The sequence below is a fragment of the Idiomarina rhizosphaerae genome (assembly GCF_024159085.1).
Lineage (GTDB): Bacteria > Pseudomonadota > Gammaproteobacteria > Enterobacterales > Alteromonadaceae > Idiomarina > Idiomarina rhizosphaerae.
In genome coordinates this window covers 301,291-322,551 of record NZ_JAMZDE010000008.1, presented here as the reverse complement: position 1 = coordinate 322,551, position 21,261 = coordinate 301,291, and the positions used below count along the sequence as shown (strand labels likewise).

The window sequence follows — 21,261 nt, the reverse complement described above, 5'->3', positions numbered from 1 at the left end:
CGTTTAATATGAAAAAGATTTCTTGGTTAGCTTTTATTTTTACTCTTGGTTGCCAGTCAGCTGCAGCAGCTCAACAGGCTGATGAAGACGATGATATGTGGCTGGACAGTTTCCGTAGTGGGCTTGGTACTTCGGTAGACGCAACCGCACGCTGGTTTGACGGCTTGTTCGGAGATGAAAGCATTAATCAATATGAACGCTCATATGGGCGGCTTTCGGTTGCGCCGCAATGGGATCAGTACGATGGCTTTGAAGTTAAGTCACGCTTCAGAGCCCGGGTAACCTTACCTAAGCTAAAAGAAAACGTTTCGGCGTTCATTGGCCGGGTTGATGAAAATGAGTTTTTGGATGATGACTCTACCGGTCGTCCTTCAGTTATTCGTTCCCCGCAGTCAGACGAAGAGTGGCTAGTGGGCTTAGGCTTTGATCCCGAAATTAACGAAGCGCATCGAGTATCCTACAGCATAGGTATCCGTGGTGGGTTACGGTTTGATACCTATGCCAGAGCCCGCTATATGACCGGTTTTGTTTTTTCTGGTAATCAGCAAGTTCGTATGCAGTCTTCGGCTTTCTGGCGCGACAGCGACGGCTTCGGTGTTGCGCAGAGAGTCGATTATGAAGCCACGTTAACTGACACATGGTTATTAAGGTGGGCTTCTAAAGGTACTTTTGCAGAAGAAACGGACGGTGTTCGCTGGAACAGTACTGCGCGTTTATATCATTTGTATGGGCAAGAAAAAGCCTGGGCGACAGAAACCTGGATAGAGGGTAATACTGACCATGAGGTGCCAGTTCAGGACTATGGATTACGCTTTCTTAATCGTCAGCGATACTTACGGGAATGGTTTTTTGTGGAAACTTGGGTTGGGTACCACTGGCCTCGCAATCTTATGACGGAACAGCGTAGCGGCCAGTGGTTAATTGGTGTGGAGTTTGAGGTTCACTTTGGAACCAATAATGCCTACATGCCTGAGCCGGAAAAAACTAAGTCCAGTACTAGTGGGTCATGGTCAGAAGAGCGGAAAGGGCCTTCTGCAAAATACGCCTCATCGCGGTAGTCATATACCTGAGGTTCGTCAGCATTAAAGGGTAGATGATACACCTCCTGAATCGCGTTTTTAAGTGAATCTGCAACAAAAACGTGATCTAAAGCTCCGGCCTGACTGTCGTAAACGTAAGAATAGTCCTTTGCGTCTGAAGGGTTATAAAAACCATTGTCAGTAAAATAACGTACCGGATCTTCCTGATAGTAAGCATTAAAATCACCCAGTAATACCGGGTTTGCTAAAGACTCGCTCTGAATCCATTGAGTTAACTCTTGCGAGGACTGAAGTCTTAAGTCGTTCCAGCAGGCCTGCCCATCATTTTGGTTACTGTTAGGGCTTTCAGAGTCTTCCGGACAACTGCCTTTCGATTTGAAATGATTCACCACAACACTGAATTCTTTATCTGTGTTGGCGTCGATAAAGCTCTGCGCAAGAGGAGGGCGGCTTCCCCAGGAGAAAGGTCCCTGACGTGTAAATATCGCGTGAGAACTCGGTTTTACACGCTGCGGTTGATAAATAATACCGACAGTAATTTGGTCTGTTCCTATTTTTTCGGCACGCGGCTCAGCTATTGCGTAATCTTTTCCTGATGCTTTTTCCAACGCCTTAACCAATTGCATTATTGCGCTGCGTTCACCAAATCCGTCATTCTCAATTTCCATTAAGCCAATAACATCAGCATCAATAGCCGCTAGTGCTGCCACAATTTTTTTCTGTTGTCGTTGCATTTGCTCCGGAGTGTCGGCTCCTCTGGGAGTCGGGAAACCTTGTCCGGTGCCGTTTCCATTAAAGAAGTTCAGCACATTAAAACTGGCGATGCGTACGGCATTATCTGACTTCTCTGCCAGTTGCGGTTGCACAGATGGTGTTTCTAGTTCTAAGTTGTCGGTTGGCTGAATTCGGTAACGGTTATTGAACTGACTGATAATCCCCGAGAAGCTTTTCAGGGTTGAACCCGAGCGTAAGCTGCCTTGTTCACCATACTGTAGCTCGGTAAATGGCAGCGGACGGGGCTCGACAATATTGCTGTTGTCGTCAACCTGCAAGCGGTTCAATTCGTTTTCCTGTGCCTGAAGTTTTGCATCTTTTCCCGGCATAACGATTTGAGTCGGCGTCCATAAGCGCCCTGCAGAGATATCGAAAAAACCGTAGCGAGGGTAATTGTAATTGCCGGAAACTGTCAGGCTCTCGCCTTTAGTAGCGGATAAAATGACAGGCATACCTTCTAAGGCTTCAAGCTCGTCAAGTGATTCAACCGGGAGTTCCAGCTCAGTTCTCACAGGAAGTGTTTTTGCTTCACCGCAGGTTGTTATATTGGATACCTCTATTAACGAGGTTAATTCTGAACGCTCTTCAACTTGTCCTGTCACTCTTACCCATTCACCGTTATTAACTTGTGAATGCAGTTTATTAGTGACTATAAATAAACCTTCTGAGGTGGCAGAATTTTCATCCATATCCTCAGGCAAACTGTGAATAAAAAAGCCGCCAAGTTGCTCAGGCGCCTGCCAGCTTGCGGTAACAATACCGCGCACGGTTACTTGCTTACCAACCTTTGGAGACTGTTCACTTTCTCCCTGCACCTGTGAAATAGAAATAATCTCTTTGTCATTTCCACAGGTTTCTGCAATTGCAGCTCCAGATAAAAGCAGAGCTGGTAATAAGCTAAGTAGTCGTTTGTGCATGTTAATGGTCCAGTTTGTGGTAGCTTCCAACTTCAAGTACGGGCGCGGCGTCGAGACGTTCCGCATCCATCATATTGGCAATTCTTTGCATTGACGAGAGCAGCAACGACTGCTCCCATTCATCCAGTGCCTGAAACTTTTCTATGAAATCTTCCTGCAATGGCTGTGGTGCTTTTTCCAGTAGAGTCAGGCCCTGCTCAGTGAGGTAAAGAGAAACCCTGCGTTTGTCTTGTTCACTACGGTGTCTGTGGATTAACTGCCGATGTTCAAGGCGTTCGATGACATTAGAGACGGTCGCCGGGCTTAGATTGATATTTTGTGCCACTTTACTGGCGGTTATGCCGTTTGCCGCATTTATTTCACGCAGAATTAATAACTGAGGCGCGGTTAATCCGGAATACTTATTTAACTGCTTAGAGTATAAGTCGATAGCGCGAATAACTTTTCTTAAGGCCAGCAGCAGTTCTTCGTACTTTTCCATAATTGCCTCGTAACTTATTAGTATCTTGGAGCCGATAAGTCAGTACGGCGAATTTGAACGACTACCCCGAGTTTAGGGTGATCAAAGTAATGTGTTTCGTGACTGATAACTCGCCGTAACTGAGAAAAATAATAGCTACGTAAATAAGGTGTTTGTTTACTCGCACCATTAAGGGCATAAGCCGCCTGAGTTTCTAAGTCGTTGGCAATACGCTTGATTTCATCTTGTTCGCGTAAATTGAATTCACCGTCAATATGCAGATAGTTACCGACCAGGAAAATATGCATTAAGCCGTCAAATTCCCAGGCAAGCTGAGGGTTTCCGGCAGCCTTCAGAGGCGGGCGAATCGGTGTGTTATCGTCTGAGCTGATAAAGGGTTCGCTGCCCGACTCAATAAAGCTGAGCAGGCGTTGGATATTATCCATGCGCTGCTCCTGACCAGCATTGGACAGCGGTGTGCTGAGTTGTTTCTGGTCTTTGGGAAAGCCATTATAGAAAAAGTCGTTGCTATAATTTTTGCCGCCAAATAAACGCATTTTGCGACCTATACCGCGGGTAAAAACCGGTTGTCTCCAGGCTAGATGCAACAGAGATTTAGCCTGACCTTTGCGCTCGAGTTCGGTTCTAATTGGGGAGAGCTCGAGTGCGTCTGCAGGCATCAGGAAAGGCTGAGATGCTTGCTCTATGTTGCCACCAGGACCATCAATAACAACCTCAGTAGAGACCATTTCAGATAACCTGTGTTCCGGTGCGAATGGGTTACCGGCAATAGGTATCCATTGGTCTTCGTTGTCATACCGACAGGCAATATCAATTTGCCAGTTTTGTTCAGAGAATGCTTCGCAAATAGGCAAAGCGCTGCGAAGAGAGCGGTTTTGTTGGCTGTAGTGAGGCGTCAATAAATCCCGGCTTTTATTAACGGCAATAGGCTGCATGGTTAAAGAAAAGTTTTCACCGGACTGATCAGTAGCGGTTTGTTTGAAGACCAGAACTTCAACTTCAAACCAGCGCCAATAATCTTTATTTGCTTGGGCCATAGCATTTACAGACACTAAAGCTGTTAATGCGGTTGCTAAACCCAGTACCGATTTTACACCCCGATGTACCAGCGCCATTTATTCACTCCTGTGTTACGCCGCCTGAGATTGTTCTGCAAACTCGTCTAGCAGAGACTCTACCAGTTTTAAGCGGCTTTGAGTATCTTCCAGTGGTTGACTCAAACGTAAACGGTTTGGCCCGTCCAGCTTATAATAGCTGGGCGCTTTTTGAATTAACCCAATAATTATCTCGGGGTTAATTTTCGTGTCGTCGGCAAATTCAATAATACCGCCCTGATTACCAATATCAATTTTGCGTATACCTAACTGTTCAGCATTATTGCGAAGTTGTGTCTGTCGAATCAGGTTTTTCGCGGCGTCCGGTAACAGGCCAAAACGATCAATCAATTCTACTTGTAGATCATCAAGCTCTTTGCTGGTTTCGCAGTTGGCTATTCGCTTATACAAACTTAAACGATTATTGACGTCTGGTATGTAAGCTTCAGGTAAAAGTGCCGGCAGTTTTAAGTCAATTTCAGCACGCTCGTGCAATAGCTGCGCAAGCGCCGGTTCTTTTCCTTCTTTTAAAGCTTTAACCGCTTGCTCCAGCATGTCCATATATAACGTAAAGCCAATGCTTTCAATCTGACCACTCTGGTCATCGCCCAGCAGCTCGCCGGCACCACGAATTTCTAAGTCGTGAGTTGCGAGCATAAAGCCGGCGCCTAAGTCTTCAAGCTGAGAGATAGCTTCAAGCCGTTTGTGTGCGTCTTTGGTCATGCGTTTGGGGTGTGGCGTTAATAAATAGGCGTAAGCTTGATGATGCGAACGTCCAACCCGGCCTCGCAGCTGATGCATCTGCGCCAGACCCAGGTGATCGGCGCGATCCATAATAATGGTGTTGGCGCTGGGTATGTCGATACCGGTTTCAATAATAGTGGTACAGACCAGAACATTAAATCGCTGATGGTAGAAGTCCGACATAATGCGTTCAAGGTCACGTTCACGCATTTGCCCGTGAGCAACCACAACCCGCGCTTCCGGAACCAGAGTTTCAATGTCAGCCGCAGTTTTTTCAATGGTGTCGACATTGTTGTGTAAGAAATAAACCTGACCACCGCGCAGAATCTCACGCAGTATAGCCTCACGAACCGTGGGCTCGTCGTATTCGCGGACAAAAGTTTTTACTGCCAGTCGCTTCGCTGGTGGCGTGGCTATAATTGACAGGTCACGAATGTTGTTCATGGCCATATTCAGGGTACGCGGAATCGGTGTTGCTGTTAGCGTCAGAATATCTACGTCAGCGCGCAGGCGTTTAATGGTGTCTTTTTGTCTTACACCAAAGCGGTGTTCTTCGTCGACAATGAGCAGACCCAAGTCATGACACTTCACATTGTCTTGTAGTAACTTGTGCGTACCAATAACAATATCGACTTTGCCGTTGGATAAGTCTTCAAGAATACCTTTGGATTGCTTCGCGGTTTTAAAGCGCGACAGCACTTCAACCCGAATGGCCTGCTCAGCAAAACGGTCACTGAAGTTTTCATAGTGTTGCTGGGCAAGCAGGGTGGTCGGAACCAATACCATGACTTGCTTGCCTTCATTAACCGCAATAAAGGCTGCGCGCATAGCCACTTCGGTTTTACCAAAGCCCACGTCGCCGCAGACCAGCCTGTCCATAGCGCGGGGCTGTTGCATGTCCTGCTTAACCGCATCAATTGCACTTTGCTGGTCAATGGTTTCTTCAAACGGAAATCCGGCGGCAAAACGCTGGTAATCTTCTTCGTTGATATTAAATGCGTAGCCGGGCTTAGCTTCGCGGCGCGCGTAAATATCGAGCAGTTCAGCGGCAACATCACGGACTTTTTCCGCAGCTCGTTTTTTGGCCTTGTCCCAAGTATCGTTCCCCAGCTTATTTAACGGAGCATGGCTTTCTTCACCGCCACTGTAGCGGCTTAAAACGTTAAGGTTGGCGACCGGAACGTAGAGCTTGGCACCGCCAGCGTATTCAATGGTGACAAATTCGGTGGTGACATTCCCGGCATCCAGTGTCGTCAGGCCCTGATAACGACCAACCCCGTGGTCCAGGTGAACAACCGGCTGACCGGCTTGCAGTTCCGCTAAGTTGCGAATCAGTGTATCGGCGCTGACAGTCGCTTTTTGCTGACGTCGGCGGCTTTGTACCACGCGGTTACCAAACAATTCGGTTTCGGTAATAAACCAAAGTTTGGCGTCTGGTAAATAAAATGAATTAATAATGGGGCTAATGATTAATCCAATTTGCTGGGTTGGGCATTCATCCAGTCCCGAGCAAAGTCTTACCTGAAAGCCAAGCTTGCTGACAATTTCCCGCAAGGCTTCGCGGCGGCCTGCGCTTTCGGCTGACAGCAGAACTTTGTCACCGCTTGTCAGAGCCTGCTCCAGTTTAGCCTTTAACTTGGCAAAGGGCTGCTTTTGCTGATGGTCAGCGGCTATTTCCGTTACCGCCTCTGTCAAAAATGGCGTCGGGCCGGGTTGTGCCATTTCTGCCGGTACATTGGCACGCACCCGGCGGTACTGTTTGAAACCGGCGTGAATATTATCGACCGGAAGAAACAGCTCATTGGGGTGCAGTAATGGCCGTAAAGGGTCAAACTGACGCTGATCGTAGCGGTGGTTAATATCCTGCCACAGCCGTTCCAGGCTCGCCTGAATATTGCCGAAAGTAACCAATACCGTGTCGTCCGGAAGGTAATCAAACAAGCTGGCAGTTTCTTCGAAAAATAACGGAAGATAGTATTCAATACCACCGGGTAACTGGCCTTTACTGACTTGCTGATACACCGATTCGCGCTCAGTGCTCGCCTCAAAATGCTCACGGTAATTTGCGCGAAAGCGTTCAATCGCGGTTTTTGTCAGTGGAAACTCGTGTGCGGGCAGCAAGTTAATGCCATCTATTGGATCTTTTGATAGCTGAGTCTCAGGGTCAAACGGTCGAATGGTATCGACTTCGTCGTCAAAAAAGTCGAGTCGGTAAGGTGTCTGACTGCCCATAGGGTATAAGTCTAAGATTGAACCGCGGGCGCTGAACTCGCCATGTTCCATTACCTGATTAACATGACGATAACCGGCATTCTCAAGTTGCTGGCGTAGCTTCAGGCTGTCGAGCTGCTGGCCTTTTTCAATTTGTAACGCCTGTCCCTGCACAAAAGAGGTTGGAGCAATTCGGTGCAGCAGGGTATTAATGCTGACAATCAGTGCCCCGCGCTTGGCATCGGGAAGGCGTGCCAGCACGCTGAGCCGGTCAGAAATAATGTCCTGATGCGGTGAGAAACTGTCGTAAGGTAAAGTTTCCCAATCGGGGAAAAGCGTAATGTCGTCATGGTACTCGGTGTGTTCACCGGCAAAGTATTTCACTTCCTGTTCTAACCGGTGCGCCTGGTTAGCATCTGCAGTGACAATTAAAACCCGACCGGGCGTGGCGTCAATTAGCCTGGCTATCGCCATTGCCGGCGAGCTGCCATGCAGCTCCTGCCAGGTAAGGTCTTTATTTGCTGCCGGAGGAAAAGGGGGTCTTAATACAGATGCCTTAGTCATGACTACTCAACTGGTTTGGAAAAACGTCGGTATTATACCGAAATCAATCAGGAATTGGATGACAGGTTGTCGTTTTGTTTTTCTTCGCGGCGCTGTTTTGAGCGTTCTTTAAGCTGGCGACTCTGGGCATGGAGACTGGCTCGAATCAATAGCTCTTGATCTTCCTCACGAATCCGAGAAAAGCTAAGAGTGCAGCGATAAGTTTCACCCTCGTCTTCTGGTTTTGAGTTTTCTGCTGTCAGATAGCAATAAATTGCCAGAGCCTCTTCTTTAAAAAACAGTTTGGCCTGGAATGTCTGACCTTCGATCAATGGCGAGTCATTTATTATGCGAATACCGCCGCCACCGTATTCAACGCCTTCAAAGCGGTGAGCCGGGTCATCTTCGTTGCGGAGCATATAGCCCAGCAATATATTCATACGCTTATGTTGCTGCTCCAGAAACGCGACCAGAGCGCTACCCGACGACTGTTCAACTTTAATACTTTGCAGTTGCTGCTGGTCGCTTTCAGCCATGCTGGATGCAATAGTGAACAGTTCCGGAATTTCAGCAATAAAAGCGTCTTCGTCAGGGATGCTGTCAGCCGACTCCAGCGCAATTAAATTGACCGGGAAGCGATCTCTTACGGTGAAGAAATCTCCGATTGGTGATGTCATTGATGTCTGCGATTGCGTCATTGTGTCGGCTTTTAGTTGTCAGGCTCAATACAACTCATTATCCTTGCTCGTTATGAATTAGCAACCACCAAATAATTGAGGGTATATGTTTCAGCCGGTCGTGCTGTTTATTGGCCTGCGTTATAGTCGGGCAAGGCAGGGGTCTGCGTTTACCGCCTTTATCAATCGATTTGCCTTTGCCGGTATCGCTTTGGGGGTTATGGCTCTGGTGGTTGTGATGTCCGTTATGAACGGTTTTGAAGGGCAGTTAAAAGAGCGAATTTTGGGCGCTGTCCCTCAGGTAACCCTAACCGATGCTGACAGCACTACGGAATTGACAAACTGGCGTGAAACGCAGGAGCAGTTACCTGAATTAGAAGCCATTAAAGGGTCAATGCCCTATGTGCAAACTCAGGGCATATTGCAGTTTTCAGAAAAAATGTCGGTAGCCAACATACAGGGTATTTACCCGGATGCGGGCGAGGTACCTCTTTCACTTAAAGATAAAATGGTTGTTGGCGACTGGTTAAGTCTGACGCCGGGTAGTTACCATCTGGTGATAGGGCAGCGACTGGCGCAGAAGCAAGGAATAACCGTTGGCGATAACATTCGAATTATTGCCGCGCAGGGCGGTGTTTATACACCTTTTGGACTAGTGCCGTCGCAGCGCCGCTTTGTTGTCACTGGGTTCTTTTCTATGGGCTCAGAGGTGGATGAATCGGTTGTTTTTGCCCACGGTAGTGACTTAGCTCGTTTAATTCGGTTACCTGAAGGAAAAGTGAGTGGGCTGCAGTTGTTTTTAGATGATGCCTTTAAAGCTCCTCAAGTGGCTGAGAGCCTGCGAAATACAATGGCATTAACGATCAGCGACTGGCGACAAAATTACGGTCAGTTATTTGAAGCTGTAGGCATGGAAAAACGCATGATGTGGTTAATGCTGGCGCTAATCATTGCGGTTGCCGCATTTAACACTTTATCGGCTCTTATTATGGTAATAAACGACAAACGTCACGATATCGCCATATTACAAACTCTGGGTTTATCTAACGGGCGCATACGCACGGTATTTTTATTGCAAGGGCTTTATAACGGCGTGCTGGGCTCACTAATTGGCGTTATTCTGGGGCTGGTATTGAGTTGGTATCTAAATGATATTCTGGCGTTATTCGGTGCACAGATCTTTGCCGGATCAGATGAAGGCCTGCCCATTATCATTAATGTGTTTCAGGTGACCCTTACGGCTGTCGCCGCAATTACTTTAACTTTGGTGGCAACGTTATACCCCGCATCTCAAGCTGCACATGTTCAACCCTCGGAGGCATTACGCTATGACTGACGCGCTGTTGCGTTGCAAAGAATTGAGTAAATCTTATCAGGACGGGGGCGACCAGGTTACCGTTTTAAAAGACATTGATTTTGCTTTGCAAGCGGGAGAGATGGTCGCGGTGGTCGGTGCGTCAGGTTCAGGTAAAAGCACTTTACTGCATTTGCTGGGAGGGTTGGACAAAGCGTCATCGGGTCAGTTGTTTTATAAAGATCAGGAAATGACGCACTGGAAAGCCGACAAGCTGGCTCAATGGCGTAATCAAAACCTTGGCTTTGTGTATCAGTTTCACCATTTACTGCCCGAGTTTTCAGCACTGGAAAACGTTGCCATGCCGCAAATGATAGCGGGTAAAAGCCCTGTTGAAGCTAAAAAGCACGCGAAGCAGTTACTAGTGCGTGTGGGACTAGAGCACAGGTTATCACATCGTCCGGCACAGCTTTCTGGAGGGGAACGCCAACGGGTCGCTATAGCCAGGGCTTTTGTGAATAAGCCACAGGTGGTGCTGGCTGATGAGCCAACCGGTAATCTGGATGGCGAAGCGGCTGAGAGTATTTATCAGTTAATGCTGGAGCTGAATCAGGAAATGGACACGGCCTTTATTGTGGTAACTCACGACTTACAGCTGGCTGAGCAACTGCAGCGCGTAGAAGTTTTAAAAAATGGAATTTTGCATAAGGAGCAAGGCTAATGCAGCTTGCCTGGTTAATTGCCCGACGCTTTCGTAAAGGTACCGCGAAACAGGGCTTTTTGTCGTTTATATCGGCGTCATCAACTATTGGTATAGCGCTTGGGTGTGCAGTTTTAATTGCTGCCTTGTCGATGATGAACGGCTTCAATCAGGTGTTACAGGAGCGGTTATTAGCGGTTGTCCCTCAGGTTGAATACAGCGCAGTAGAAGGCGCGCTGGATGACTGGCAGGAAATAGCAGAAATAGCCCGGGAACACCCGCAAGTTATAGCTGCGGCTCCTGGAATTAATTCCACCGTTATGGTGCAAACCCAGTCAACCTTTCATGGTATTCAGGTTCGCGGAATATCTGCAGAGCAGGAACAAAAAGTATCGGCTTTATCCGACTATGTAAGTAACGAAGACTGGCAACGATGGCAGCAAAAAGGCGGTTTATTGTTAGGGGCAGGTTTAGCCGAGAAGCTCGACCTAGCTGTTGGCGACTCCGTTTCCTTACTAACACCGGAAAAGTCTGAGCGAGGTTTTCGTTCGCCAGAGCGGGTGCGACTGGAAGTCACCGGGCTGTTTAAGTTTGGCGGACAAATTGATTATCAAAATGCCTATGTCTCTCTGGAAACGGCTAAGAACGTGTTGAATTTTGCTAGTGATGTCAGCTCGGTACGCTTGCGGTTAAAGGATGTTTTTTCGGCTCCTGCGGTTGCCCGGGAAATAGGTAACCAGTTGCCAGAATTGGTCTATCTGGATGACTGGACCCGAAGTCATGGCCATTTATATCGTGATATTGAACTGGTGCGCTGGGTGGTGTATCTGGTTTTGATTCTGGTTATGGCCGTAGCCTGCTTTAATATTGTTTCAACGCTCATTATGACAGTAGCGAAAAAGCGCAGCCAAATTGCCATGTTGAAAACCCTGGGTATGAAAGACAGGTCCTTACTGCAGTCCTTTGTGTTACAGGGATTAATGAATGGACTATATGGAGTGGTTATAGGTTGTTTCTGCGGGATACTTTTGGCGCAATTTCTACCGGATATTATGCTGACGCTTGAATCTTGGTTCCACTTCGAAGTGCTCTCTAACGATATTTATTTTGTTGGTGAGGTGCCCTCTGAATGGGTTTGGGGCGATGTTATTTTAGTCGCGAGCGTGGCACTGGTAATGAGCTTGCTAGCCACTATTTACCCAGCCTGGCGGGCGGTTAAAGTTGAACCCGCTAAGGCCTTGCATGAAAGTACCTAGTTGCTTCCTGGATTACGACGTCGCCAGGCTTTGACCACAGACTGGCGCCAAAGTAAGCGTATACCGATATAACCAATAAAGCTGGATAACGTGCCCAGAATGAGGCAACCAAGCAAAAATGCAGGGCCTATAGTCGAAATACTGTGCATTAACCATTCCCAGCTGGCCTCAAAGGCAAAGGGTTGTGGAGGTTCGGCCAGTATGGCATTACCGACTAAATAGCAGAGATAAAATATCGGCGGCATCGTTATTGGGTTTGAAACCCAGACAAGTCCAACAGAAAGTGGCAGATTAACGCGAAAAGGAATTGCCGAAGCTGCCGCTAATAGCATTTGAAAAGGAACCGGTATAAAAGCGCAAAATAAGCCGACCGCAAATGCGCCTGAAGCTGACCGTCGGTTTAAATGCCATAAGTTTGCATCGTGCAGAAGGCTGCCGAATAAGCGAATCGCTTTGGATTCGCGCACTTTCTGATGATCAGGCATTAAGCGTTTAATGAAGCGTCTGGCCATAATTTGACGTTTATTACCTATCCGGTTACTGCCCCAGGGAAGGAGCAACGATGGATCGTTGGTTACTGGTCTTTATTGGCGGAATATTGTCCGCCTCGTTACACTCTGACATTAAATTCTGGCTAATTGTTTCAACTATCGCACTACTACTTTTGGCGACAGTTAATGCCTTTTTTTATTTTAGACAGAGGGAAGTAAAACAGCGAACCATCGTACTGCTACTGATGGTGTTATTTTGCGGTATTTTATGGGGTAATGCCAACCTTTATTGGCAAAAATTACGTGCTATACCAGACGAATTGATGGGTAACGAAGTTCAATTGACGCTTGTCGTGGATGAAATATCACGCCGTTATCCTTTTCATTTGCGTATGACGGGCAGGGTAGAAGTTCTGGCTGGTAAAGTTTTGCCTTTCTGGCAGCAACCCCGGGTTCAACTGAATTGGTATAACAGCCACCATAAACAGGTGCCGAAAGCTGGCGAGCGTTGGCAACTGGAAGTGAAGCTGAAACAGGCAACGGACTACCGCAATCAGGGGAGTTTTCGATACCGGCAATACTTACTGCGTAATAATATTTATTCCTTAGGAACAGTTAAAGACGGCGAAAAACTTACCAGCTTAATCAGTTTTCGACAGAAAATTTTTGATGGCATAAAACAAGCGAATTTATCTGAACCAGGTATATTGGCCGCTTTAACTATTGGCGAACGCAGCCTGTTAACCTCAGCCACTCGTGAAATCTGGAAAAGAACGGGGTTAGCCCATAGCTTAGCCATTTCTGGCTTGCATCTGGGGATGGTCGCCGGCGCCGCTACTTTATTCTTTCGTTTTTGTTTTCACTGTTTTCCCATCAGCTTACAAACCAGAGAGTGGCTAAACATTCGGCTGTGGTCGCTAGCATTCGCGGCAATTGTGGTAAGTGGTTATGCTGGTTTGGCAGATTTTTCAATATCGACTGTAAGAGCTTTAACCATGTTTCTGGTGGTTCTTCTGCATATTGTGTTAAATCTCAAGTTAAATCCGCTAAGTTTATTGCTGCGAGTGGTTACTGCTGTACTAGTGGTTGATGTTTTCGCCTGGCAGGATCCCGGTTTTTGGTTGTCTATTACTGCCGTTGCAGCACTTTTTCTAGCCAGTTGGCGCTGGAGCAAAAGTCGTGGTCGTTTCTCCGCGGTAAAAGGCCTTTGGTCAATTCAATGGCTGCTGTTGGTGGTGATGTCTCCTTTATCATTTTTATTATTTGGCGGCTTTTCACTTTTTGCTCCCGTAGTCAATTTGTTCGTGTTGCCTGTTATCAGCTTTTGGTTATTGCCGCTGGCATTAACCGGAACTGTTTTTGCTTTGTGTGATTCTGGTATTGCTGTGTTGTTCTGGCAATTGGCTGAACTCCCGGTTTCCTATTTGACTCCACTATTGGAAGCTATAGCGGGGTGCTCGGCTAATTGGTTGGAGCTGAACCAATGGCCGATAACTCGTGCCGCGCGGTTTGCTGTGCTGTTCGCACTTACTGCGGCATTGCTGTTGCCGGTAAGTCGTGGTTGGCAAAGGTTAGCTCTATTATTGTGCTTGCCTGTTGTGGCTTTTTCATTTTTTAATCAACGGGACGGAAAGTTGCGTCTTCATGTTCTGGATGTGGGACAAAGCCAGGCTGTAGTAATAGAGAAGGACGGCAAAGCCATGCTGATTGATACCGGTATTGAGTTTAATTCCGGTTTCAGTGTTGCGGAATCTGTTATTGAACCTTTTCTTAATTATCATGGTTTGCGGCCTGAGCTGGCTTTTATTAGCCATGGCGATAGAGATCATAACGGCGGCAGAGATTTTCTTAGGCAAAGGTATCCTCAGCTAGAGTGGCGCGGAGATTCCAGTGATAAACCCTGTCGCGCCGGTGATAAAGGTGAATGGAACAGCATGCAATGGGAGACTCTTTGGCCAACGCCTGCTTATCAGGATGCAAATCGGTTAAGTAAAAATAATCGTTCATGTGTATTACGCGTCAGTTATAAAGACTTCAGTGTTTTTCTGCCCGGAGACATTGAAATGATGGCGGAACAATTATTGCTGGAATCTTTACATGAGCTGTCTGAAGCTAGCTCAGATGTCCTTCTGATTCCACATCATGGCAGCAAAACATCGACTAGCTGGCCTTTGCTACAGGCGGTCGATGCCGATGTTTACCTTCTTAGTTACGGTAAACATAAGGGGTATGACTTTCCTCATCGCTATACACTGGAAAGACTTTCCCGTACTCAAAAGCCCTGGTTTGGAACCAAAGACAGCGGACAACTGACCATAGTTAGTGACGGCAACACATGGAGTTTGGAGTTACCCTTTGAAAACAGGTAGAATATCAAAAGTGTTAATGACTTATTTGAGACTACATGGATTCTCAGCTTAAAAAAAAGACGACCTTTAAACGCTTATTGGGTTATATCAAACCTTATAAGGCAGCTTTTATTGCTGCGGTCTTATGTATGATTGGTTACTCTGCCATTGATACATTGTTTTTATCCCAAATCGAAACCTTAATAGATGACGGGTTAACAGAGCAGGACTCTAATATACTGCTTTATGGTGCGCTTTTTGTTCCTTTTATTTTCATCCTTCGCGGTTCTTTGAATGTTGCCTCCAGCTATTTCCTGCATTGGGTTGGCTTTAAAGTTGTTACCAAAATGCGGCAGCAATTGTTTGATCATATGATGAAACTGCCAGTCGGTTTCCATGATCAGCACTCAACTGGCGACTTGATTTCAAAAATAACTTATGACACTCAGCAGGTAGCAGAAGCGAGCAGTCGAGCCGTTCTGGTTTTGGTAAAAGAAGGAGCCTTCGTAGCCGGGTTATTAGGCCTAATGTTTTACCAAAGCTGGCAATTATCATTAGTATTTTTAGTGATAGGCCCTTTGGTTGCAAAAGTTGTTGGGGTTGTTTCACGCCGCTTCCGTAAAGTCAGTAGCCGTATTCAGACCGCTATGGGGAATGTAACTACAACTGCAGAGCAGATGATCAACGGCCACAAGGTTGTGATCATGCACCAGGGTCAAAAAGGTGAGTCGGCACGTTTTTCAGAAATAAACAACATTACTCGTAACCAGAATATGAAGCTGGTTAACACCCGTGCTATCAGTACCTCGGTTATTCAGTTTATTGCTTCGTTAAGCCTTTCTATGGTTCTGGTTATTGCCAGTTTTCCTGAAATGCTGGGGGAACTATCTGCCGGTGCTTTTACTACACTGCTTACCGCTATGATAATGCTGCTTCGCCCATTAAAGCAGCTTACTAACGTAAATAGTGATTTCCAGCGCGGTATTGCGGCGGCGACCAGTGTGTTTGCGATTCTTGACGAGCCTATTGAAGTTGATAAGGGCTCGCGAGTGGTTGATCGTGCAGCGGGTGATATTGTCTTTGATGACGTGACTTTTTCTTATCAAAAAGATGATGAGCCAGCGCTTCAGCACATTAATTTTAAAGTTGATCAGGGCAAAACCGTGGCACTGGTGGGGCGTTCAGGTAGTGGTAAGTCGACAATATCGAACTTGCTCACTAGGTTCTATGATGTAGAGCAGGGCAGTATTCTGCTTGATGGTCATAATATTAAAGATTATAAGTTGAAATGCCTAAGGCGCCAGTTCGCGCTGGTATCTCAGCACGTAATACTGTTTAACGACACCATAGCAAACAATATTGCTTACGGTGCCTCGAAAGATGTCTCACGTGAAGACATCACTAAAGCCGCTGAGCAAGCCTATGTTACTGAGTTCACCGACAGCATGCCAAAAGGTCTGGATACTATGGTGGGTGAGAACGGGGTGATGTTGTCCGGTGGTCAACGTCAGCGTATTGCTATAGCTCGTGCGTTATTACAGGACGCGCCTATTCTTATACTGGATGAAGCAACATCGGCGCTGGACACGGAGTCCGAGCGTCATATTCAGGATGCGTTAGGAACTTTGCGTAAAAACCGTACAGCTATTGTTATTGCGCACCGTTTATCAACCATTGAAAATGCCGATGAAATTTTAGTCATGGACAACGGTGAGATTATTGAGCGCGGTACACACCAGCAATTGCTTGATCAGGAAGGCTCATACTTCCAGCTGCATAACTTGCAGTTTAGCGGGAGCGCCTAATGTGGCTCCAAAAGCAGTGGTATAACGCCAGACTGCATCCTTTACTGTTTTTGCTGACGCCACTGTCACTAGTGTTTTGGCTGGTGACAAACTTGCGTCGCAGTTTTTATGCTTTTGGGTTAATGCCACGCTACAAAGCCAATGTTCCGGTCATAGTGGTGGGAAACATTAGCGTGGGCGGCACTGGCAAAACACCTATGGTTGTGGCCTTAAGCCAATGGCTAAAAGATGAGGGCTGGAATCCGGGCATTATTAGTCGCGGTTACGGCGCAAAAGGACCTTTTCCTTACGATGTTTTAGAGAGCGACTCTCCGGAGAAAGCCGGCGATGAACCCTTGCTTATGCGTCGTCGCACTGGCTGCCCAGTTGTTATTGCGCCAAAACGAGCTCAGGCCGCAAAGCTTATGGCTGAACAGCATCCAAAAGTGGATGTTATTATTTCTGATGACGGACTGCAGCATTATGGACTTAAGCGCGACATTGAATTAATTATGATAGATGCTGAGCGAGGAATCGGAAATGGATGGCTATTGCCCGCAGGCCCCTTACGGGAAGGTCCCTGGCGTTTGAAAGGATCTGACTGGGTTATTTCTAACTATGGTCGCCACGCATTCGCCCGGCATGTTGTGGACGTCGAGCCGGGTCACTGGTATCGGGTTGATAACAATGAGCAAATTGAATTAAAAACCGAGAGCAAATTTAATGCAGTTGCTGGTATAGGTTATCCGCAGCGCTTTTTTAACTCGCTAATTGAACAGGGTATTGAACTGGAGAACAGTCAGGGGTTTGCTGATCATCATGCTTTTAGCCAACAGGACTTTTCTAACCTGGCTGATAACCCTATATTAATGACAGAAAAAGATGCCGGTAAATGCCAGTCTTTTGCCCAAGCTGACTGGTATTACCAAACGATTGAAGCGAAGCTGCCCGAAGTGATGAAAACTAACTTATTGGCAGAGCTGGAAAGGAAGAAAAATGGCCATCGATAAAACGACATTAGCAATATTGGCGTGCCCAAAGTGTAAAGGTAAGTTGACCTATTACGGCGATAAAGACGAGCTAGTATGCCGCGGGGAGCGCCTGGCTTACCCGATAGACGAGAATATTCCCGTGCTTATAGCGGATAAAGCCCGCGAATTATCTTCAGAAGAGTTAGAAAAGGTTCCTTCATGAGTTTTACCGTTGTCATTCCCGCTCGTTACGGTTCCAGCCGTTTGCCGGGCAAACCTTTAGCCGATATTGCCGGAAAGCCGATGATTCAGCATGTGGTTGAGCGAGCAGAGGCTAGTGGCGCTGCCGAAGTCATAGTTGCTACCGATGATATGCGGGTTAAAGAGGGCGTTGATAAGTTTGGTGGTCGCGTAATGATGACCTCAAGTGAACACTCGTCAGGTACGGAGCGGCTGGCTGAGGTTATCGAGCAATTAGCTTTGGCAGAAAATGAAGTGGTGGTTAATGTGCAGGGCGATGAACCCTTTATTCCACCTGAAATTATTCGACAGGTAGCTGATAATTTAGCGAATCAACGGCAGGCACCTATGGCGACGCTGGCCGTGCCTATTACCGACGCTGAAGATATTTTTAACCCGAACACAGTAAAAGTGGTTACCGATGCTGCGGGTTATGCGCTGTACTTTAGTCGTGCAGCTATTCCCTGGGACAGAGACCATTTTTCTGCCGACCGGGCGACTGATATTGTTACTGAGCACTACCATCGTCACATTGGTATTTATGCTTATCGGGCGGGTTTCGTCAGACGTTATGTAGAATGGCAACCAAGTCCTATTGAACAGCTTGAGTCGTTAGAACAATTGCGGGTGCTTTGGCACGGAGAGCGTATTCATGTTGCTGAAGCCATTCTCGCACCAGCTACAGGCATTGATACTGAAGAGGACCTGCAGCGAGCACGAAAACTGGCAGGCGATGGTTAATCCATCGCCGACATTTGTGAATACTCATCTTCGAAAAAGAATTTTTCTTCACCGAAAGCGGGTTTCAAGTGATGCAGCCAGGTGGCATCCGGATCGTATTTAGCAAAGAAGGGGCGTTGTACCCAGTCCGGGTTGCGTCCCTGAATAAAGCGTAAGGCGAAGACTTTCTCACCGGCAATTTCAGTAACACCCTGAACCTCTACTTTTCCCGGGCCTGCACTCATGGAAGGGCCTCGCACGGTACGAGCTATACCTGAAACCTGCTGATACGCTTTCTGGAAAATTTCCCAGGTACGCTCCAACGGTACTTCAAAGTAACGTTTGGCACCGGTATCCCGTTCGACAAACATGTAATAAGGGATTAATCCGAGTTGTACCTGTTTCTCCCACATAGAAGCCCAGACATCCGGATCGTCGTTAATGTGTTTGAGTAAAGGTGCCTGACAGCGGATTTGAACACCCGTAGCACGCAGGCGACGAATGGCCTCCTGACATACTTCCGTGCGCAACTCATTCGGATGGTTTAAATGCGCCATGATTGACACATGCTTGCCACCATCAACTAAGCGCTCTAATAAACGTAGTAAATCGTCAGCATCGGGGTCGGTGATAAAGCGATATGGCCAGAAGGTTAATGATTTAGTGCCGATGCGTATGGTTTTAATGTGCTCGAACCCAGGTTGCAGTAAACCTTCTAAATAATGAGCCAGCTTGCGTGTGCGCATCACCATAGGGTCGCCGCCGGTCACCAGCAAGTCAGTAACTTCTTTGTGCTGAGCCAGGTAGCGATGCAATTGATCTGCGTCGTTTGAATTAAAGCGGGTAGCTTTACCGACAAACTGCGCCCAACGAAAGCAGAAAGTGCAGTAAGAGTGGCAGTATTGTCCCTGAGCCGGGAAAAAGAGCACCGTTTCGCGGTATTTATGCTGCATACCCGGCAAAGGCTCACCGTCAACATGCGGCACATTCATTTGCATTTGTCCGGCCGGGTGAGGGTTCATCTCATCGCGTAACTGGGTCGCTAAATCAAATACCTCATTGGTGGTGTGCTTGCCTGACATTAGGTCAGCCATGCGTTGGTACGCAGAAGGCTCCAGCATATCTTTTTGCGGAAAAGTTAGCTGAAACAGCGGGTCATTGGGTACATTTTCCCAGTCAATCAGTTCGTTAAACACATATTCATTAACTCTGAATGGCAGTACATTAGCGACGACTTTCATTTCAAAACGCATGTCAGCCGGAACTTTCTTTAACGCCTCAATTTTATCTAACTGGCGATGCTGATATACCTTGAATTTACGTGGTGTAATGATGGGTTGTTGTACATTGACTACTTGCTGCATAAGCCTCTCTGTAATTATCTGCAACTTGCTAAAGCACGTTGAAAATGAATTTGTCTGTCAGCTCTCTCTTTGGCGACCAACGAAATGCGACGTAGTATAAAGAATTTAAGACTTAGTTGCACGTTCTGTAAGGCGTGAAAAGCAATGTACTCAAACTAATTTGAAGCAGGCATAAAAAAAGGCGCTCAATCGAGCGCCTTCTTAACTTAAACCAATTTATTTTTTAATTGGTGAAAATTCGCGTTTTGTATAACCAGTATATAACTGACGAGGACGGCCAATTTTCTGGTTTTCTTCGCCCATCATTTCGTGCCAGTGAGAAACCCAGCCGACAGTACGTGACAGTGCAAAGATAACGGTGAACATATTGGTAGGGATACCAATAGCTTTCAGTACGATACCAGAGTAGAAGTCAACGTTAGGGAAGAGTTTCTTCTCGATGAAGTAGTCGTCTTCCAGTGCGATGCGCTCCAGTTCCATTGCGACGTCAAGTAATGGGTCATCACGATCCAATTCTTTCAGCACTTCGTGGCAAGACTCGCGCATTACTGTTGCACGAGGGTCAGTGTTTTTGTAAACACGGTGACCAAAGCCCATTAGACGGAAAGGATCGTCTTTGTCTTTTGCTTTCTCGATGTATTTTGGAATGTTTTCAACAGAGCCTATTTCAGCCAGCATACGCAAGCAAGCTTCGTTGGCACCACCGTGAGCAGGTCCCCATAAAGACGCAACACCCGCCGCGATACATGCATAAGGATTAGCACCTGAAGAACCGGCAAGGCGCACTGTTGACGTTGATGCGTTTTGCTCGTGGTCAGCATGCAAAGTGAAAATACGATCCATAGCGCGAGCTACTGCAGGACTTATTTTGTAGTTTTCCGCAGGAACCGAGAACATCATGTTCAGGAAGTTTTCTGCATAACCTAAGTCGTTACGTGGGTACACGAAAGGTTGGCCGATGCTGAATTTATAAGCCATTGCTGCAATTGTCGGAATTTTAGCAATTAAGCGATAAGCACTGCGTAAACGTTGGTTTTCGTCGTGAATCTCCAGATCATCATGATAGAACGATGATAAAGCACCCGTTACGGCACATAACATTGCCATAGGGTGAGCATCGCGACGGAAACCATTAAAGAAATTGTGAATTCCCTGATGCACCATAGTGTGTTTAGTAATGGTGTTTTTGAATTCATGGTATTGCTTTTCGGTAGGAGCTTCGCCGTGCAACAACATGTAGCAAACTTCTAAGTAATCTGCTTTAGTTGCTAACTCACCAATAGGGTAACCGCGGTGCAGTAAAACGCCGTTTTCACCATCTATATAGGTGATAGCCGACTCGCAAGAGCCTGTAGCCAGAAACCCTGGGTCAAAAGTAAAATAACCATGTTTTCCCAGAGTTCGGACGTCAACTACATCCTTTCCTGCCGTTGGTGATAGTACCGGCAATTCAATGGATTGGCCGTCAATCTGTAAAGTGGCTTTACGATCAGCCATAAGGAATTCTCCTCGCTATCTACTTTGAAAAAGTGCGCTAATTTAACTCGATCATGCCCTTAAATGTCAATTTTAATCGGGGAACATGAACCAATTATAGCTAAATATACGTAAC

17 protein-coding genes are annotated in these 21,261 nt (G+C 46.8%); 9 read left to right on the top strand and 8 right to left on the bottom strand.

Annotated features, from left to right (window positions below; translation table 11 throughout):
• Nucleotides 1-8 precede the first annotated feature (8 nt).
• Nucleotides 9-1,058: a hypothetical protein gene (locus NJR55_RS11860; RefSeq protein ID WP_253620134.1), complete on the top strand. Its 1,050-nt coding sequence runs from the start codon at nucleotides 9-11 to the stop codon at nucleotides 1,056-1,058.
• Here NJR55_RS11860 and NJR55_RS11855 read toward each other — a convergent pair.
• From NJR55_RS11855 to NJR55_RS11835, 5 genes are read right to left on the bottom strand one after another with little or no spacing between them, the layout of a single operon-like run.
• Complete coding sequence (locus NJR55_RS11855) at nucleotides 962-2,731, bottom strand: ExeM/NucH family extracellular endonuclease (protein ID WP_253620133.1); 1,770 nt, start codon at nucleotides 2,729-2,731, stop codon at nucleotides 962-964. The genes NJR55_RS11860 and NJR55_RS11855 overlap by 97 nt on opposite strands.
• Before the next feature lies 1 nt (nucleotide 2,732).
• Complete coding sequence (locus NJR55_RS11850; protein WP_011234765.1) at nucleotides 2,733-3,212, bottom strand: MarR family winged helix-turn-helix transcriptional regulator; 480 nt, start codon at nucleotides 3,210-3,212, stop codon at nucleotides 2,733-2,735.
• Between the two features lie 17 nt (nucleotides 3,213-3,229).
• On the bottom strand, nucleotides 3,230-4,327 hold the full coding sequence (locus tag NJR55_RS11845; protein ID WP_253620132.1) for a peptidoglycan binding protein CsiV: 1,098 nt from the start codon (nucleotides 4,325-4,327) through the stop codon (nucleotides 3,230-3,232).
• A gap of 15 nt (nucleotides 4,328-4,342) precedes the next feature.
• Nucleotides 4,343-7,825, bottom strand: a complete 3,483-nt coding sequence (gene mfd / locus NJR55_RS11840; RefSeq protein ID WP_253620131.1) for a transcription-repair coupling factor — start codon at nucleotides 7,823-7,825, stop codon at nucleotides 4,343-4,345.
• Between the two features lie 47 nt (nucleotides 7,826-7,872).
• Nucleotides 7,873-8,481 carry a PilZ domain-containing protein gene (locus NJR55_RS11835; RefSeq protein WP_253620130.1) on the bottom strand — a complete coding sequence of 203 codons (609 nt, stop codon included), beginning with the start codon at nucleotides 8,479-8,481 and terminating at the stop codon, nucleotides 7,873-7,875.
• 106 nt (nucleotides 8,482-8,587) lie between these two features.
• On the opposite strand from NJR55_RS11835, the gene NJR55_RS11830 reads away from it, so the two are divergent.
• Genes NJR55_RS11830 through NJR55_RS11820 form a run of 3 tightly spaced genes read left to right on the top strand, consistent with a single transcriptional unit; the run spans nucleotide 8,588 to nucleotide 11,731 of the window.
• Nucleotides 8,588-9,817 carry a lipoprotein-releasing ABC transporter permease subunit gene (locus NJR55_RS11830; protein WP_253620129.1) on the top strand — a complete coding sequence of 410 codons (1,230 nt, stop codon included), beginning with the start codon at nucleotides 8,588-8,590 and terminating at the stop codon, nucleotides 9,815-9,817.
• Nucleotides 9,810-10,496, top strand: coding sequence for a lipoprotein-releasing ABC transporter ATP-binding protein LolD (lolD, locus tag NJR55_RS11825; protein ID WP_253620128.1), 687 nt, complete (start codon nucleotides 9,810-9,812; stop codon nucleotides 10,494-10,496). The genes NJR55_RS11830 and lolD overlap by 8 nt, the downstream gene beginning before the upstream one ends.
• Nucleotides 10,496-11,731 (top strand): lipoprotein-releasing ABC transporter permease subunit, encoded by a 1,236-nt coding sequence (locus NJR55_RS11820; protein ID WP_253620127.1) that lies wholly within the window; start codon nucleotides 10,496-10,498, stop codon nucleotides 11,729-11,731. The genes lolD and NJR55_RS11820 overlap by 1 nt, the downstream gene beginning before the upstream one ends.
• Here the strand turns inward: NJR55_RS11820 and NJR55_RS11815 are convergent.
• The gene (locus NJR55_RS11815; protein ID WP_253620126.1) at nucleotides 11,728-12,243 is read right to left on the bottom strand and encodes a DUF2062 domain-containing protein; all 516 of its coding nucleotides are present in this window, start codon (nucleotides 12,241-12,243) and stop codon (nucleotides 11,728-11,730) included. The genes NJR55_RS11820 and NJR55_RS11815 overlap by 4 nt on opposite strands.
• A 50-nt stretch (nucleotides 12,244-12,293) precedes the next feature.
• Between NJR55_RS11815 and NJR55_RS11810 the strand changes: the two genes are divergently transcribed.
• From NJR55_RS11810 to kdsB, 5 genes are read left to right on the top strand one after another with little or no spacing between them, the layout of a single operon-like run.
• Nucleotides 12,294-14,591 (top strand): DNA internalization-related competence protein ComEC/Rec2, encoded by a 2,298-nt coding sequence (locus NJR55_RS11810; protein WP_253620125.1) that lies wholly within the window; start codon nucleotides 12,294-12,296, stop codon nucleotides 14,589-14,591.
• 35 nt (nucleotides 14,592-14,626) lie between these two features.
• Complete coding sequence (msbA, locus tag NJR55_RS11805) at nucleotides 14,627-16,375, top strand: lipid A export permease/ATP-binding protein MsbA (protein ID WP_253620124.1); 1,749 nt, start codon at nucleotides 14,627-14,629, stop codon at nucleotides 16,373-16,375.
• On the top strand, nucleotides 16,375-17,364 hold the full coding sequence (gene lpxK / locus NJR55_RS11800; RefSeq protein WP_253620123.1) for a tetraacyldisaccharide 4'-kinase: 990 nt from the start codon (nucleotides 16,375-16,377) through the stop codon (nucleotides 17,362-17,364). Before msbA ends, lpxK begins: the two co-directional genes overlap by 1 nt.
• Nucleotides 17,351-17,548 carry a Trm112 family protein gene (locus tag NJR55_RS11795; protein WP_253620122.1) on the top strand — a complete coding sequence of 66 codons (198 nt, stop codon included), beginning with the start codon at nucleotides 17,351-17,353 and terminating at the stop codon, nucleotides 17,546-17,548. Before lpxK ends, NJR55_RS11795 begins: the two co-directional genes overlap by 14 nt.
• Nucleotides 17,545-18,306, top strand: a complete 762-nt coding sequence (gene kdsB / locus NJR55_RS11790) for a 3-deoxy-manno-octulosonate cytidylyltransferase (RefSeq protein ID WP_253620121.1) — start codon at nucleotides 17,545-17,547, stop codon at nucleotides 18,304-18,306. Before NJR55_RS11795 ends, kdsB begins: the two co-directional genes overlap by 4 nt.
• On the opposite strand, the gene NJR55_RS11785 is transcribed toward kdsB, so the two are convergent.
• Together NJR55_RS11785 and gltA are read right to left on the bottom strand one after the other, a co-directional pair.
• On the bottom strand, nucleotides 18,303-19,649 hold the full coding sequence (locus tag NJR55_RS11785) for a KamA family radical SAM protein (protein WP_253620120.1): 1,347 nt from the start codon (nucleotides 19,647-19,649) through the stop codon (nucleotides 18,303-18,305). The two genes, kdsB and NJR55_RS11785, sit on opposite strands and share 4 nt — an antisense overlap.
• 216 nt (nucleotides 19,650-19,865) lie before the next feature.
• On the bottom strand, nucleotides 19,866-21,146 hold the full coding sequence (gene gltA / locus NJR55_RS11780; protein WP_253620119.1) for a citrate synthase: 1,281 nt from the start codon (nucleotides 21,144-21,146) through the stop codon (nucleotides 19,866-19,868).
• Nucleotides 21,147-21,261 lie beyond the last annotated feature (115 nt).

What these genes read in the sequence shown, in the direction of transcription:
- lpxK (WP_253620123.1), top strand. Translation starts at nt 16,375, where the DNA reads ATGTGGCTCCAAAAGCAGTGGTATAACGCCAGACTGCATCCTTTACTG.
- msbA (WP_253620124.1), top strand. Translation starts at nt 14,627, where the DNA reads ATGGATTCTCAGCTTAAAAAAAAGACGACCTTTAAACGCTTATTGGGT.
- NJR55_RS11835 (WP_253620130.1), bottom strand. Translation starts at nt 8,481, where the DNA reads ATGACATCACCAATCGGAGATTTCTTCACCGTAAGAGATCGCTTCCCG.
- gltA (WP_253620119.1), bottom strand. Translation starts at nt 21,146, where the DNA reads ATGGCTGATCGTAAAGCCACTTTACAGATTGACGGCCAATCCATTGAA.
- NJR55_RS11850 (WP_011234765.1), bottom strand. Translation starts at nt 3,212, where the DNA reads ATGGAAAAGTACGAAGAACTGCTGCTGGCCTTAAGAAAAGTTATTCGC.
- NJR55_RS11810 (WP_253620125.1), top strand. Translation starts at nt 12,294, where the DNA reads ATGGATCGTTGGTTACTGGTCTTTATTGGCGGAATATTGTCCGCCTCG.
- NJR55_RS11830 (WP_253620129.1), top strand. Translation starts at nt 8,588, where the DNA reads ATGTTTCAGCCGGTCGTGCTGTTTATTGGCCTGCGTTATAGTCGGGCA.
- NJR55_RS11815 (WP_253620126.1), bottom strand. Translation starts at nt 12,243, where the DNA reads ATGGCCAGACGCTTCATTAAACGCTTAATGCCTGATCATCAGAAAGTG.
- lolD (WP_253620128.1), top strand. Translation starts at nt 9,810, where the DNA reads ATGACTGACGCGCTGTTGCGTTGCAAAGAATTGAGTAAATCTTATCAG.
- NJR55_RS11860 (WP_253620134.1), top strand. Translation starts at nt 9, where the DNA reads ATGAAAAAGATTTCTTGGTTAGCTTTTATTTTTACTCTTGGTTGCCAG.
- NJR55_RS11785 (WP_253620120.1), bottom strand. Translation starts at nt 19,649, where the DNA reads ATGCAGCAAGTAGTCAATGTACAACAACCCATCATTACACCACGTAAA.
- NJR55_RS11820 (WP_253620127.1), top strand. Translation starts at nt 10,496, where the DNA reads ATGCAGCTTGCCTGGTTAATTGCCCGACGCTTTCGTAAAGGTACCGCG.
- NJR55_RS11795 (WP_253620122.1), top strand. Translation starts at nt 17,351, where the DNA reads ATGGCCATCGATAAAACGACATTAGCAATATTGGCGTGCCCAAAGTGT.
- mfd (WP_253620131.1), bottom strand. Translation starts at nt 7,825, where the DNA reads ATGACTAAGGCATCTGTATTAAGACCCCCTTTTCCTCCGGCAGCAAAT.
- NJR55_RS11845 (WP_253620132.1), bottom strand. Translation starts at nt 4,327, where the DNA reads ATGGCGCTGGTACATCGGGGTGTAAAATCGGTACTGGGTTTAGCAACC.
- NJR55_RS11855 (WP_253620133.1), bottom strand. Translation starts at nt 2,731, where the DNA reads ATGCACAAACGACTACTTAGCTTATTACCAGCTCTGCTTTTATCTGGA.
- kdsB (WP_253620121.1), top strand. Translation starts at nt 17,545, where the DNA reads ATGAGTTTTACCGTTGTCATTCCCGCTCGTTACGGTTCCAGCCGTTTG.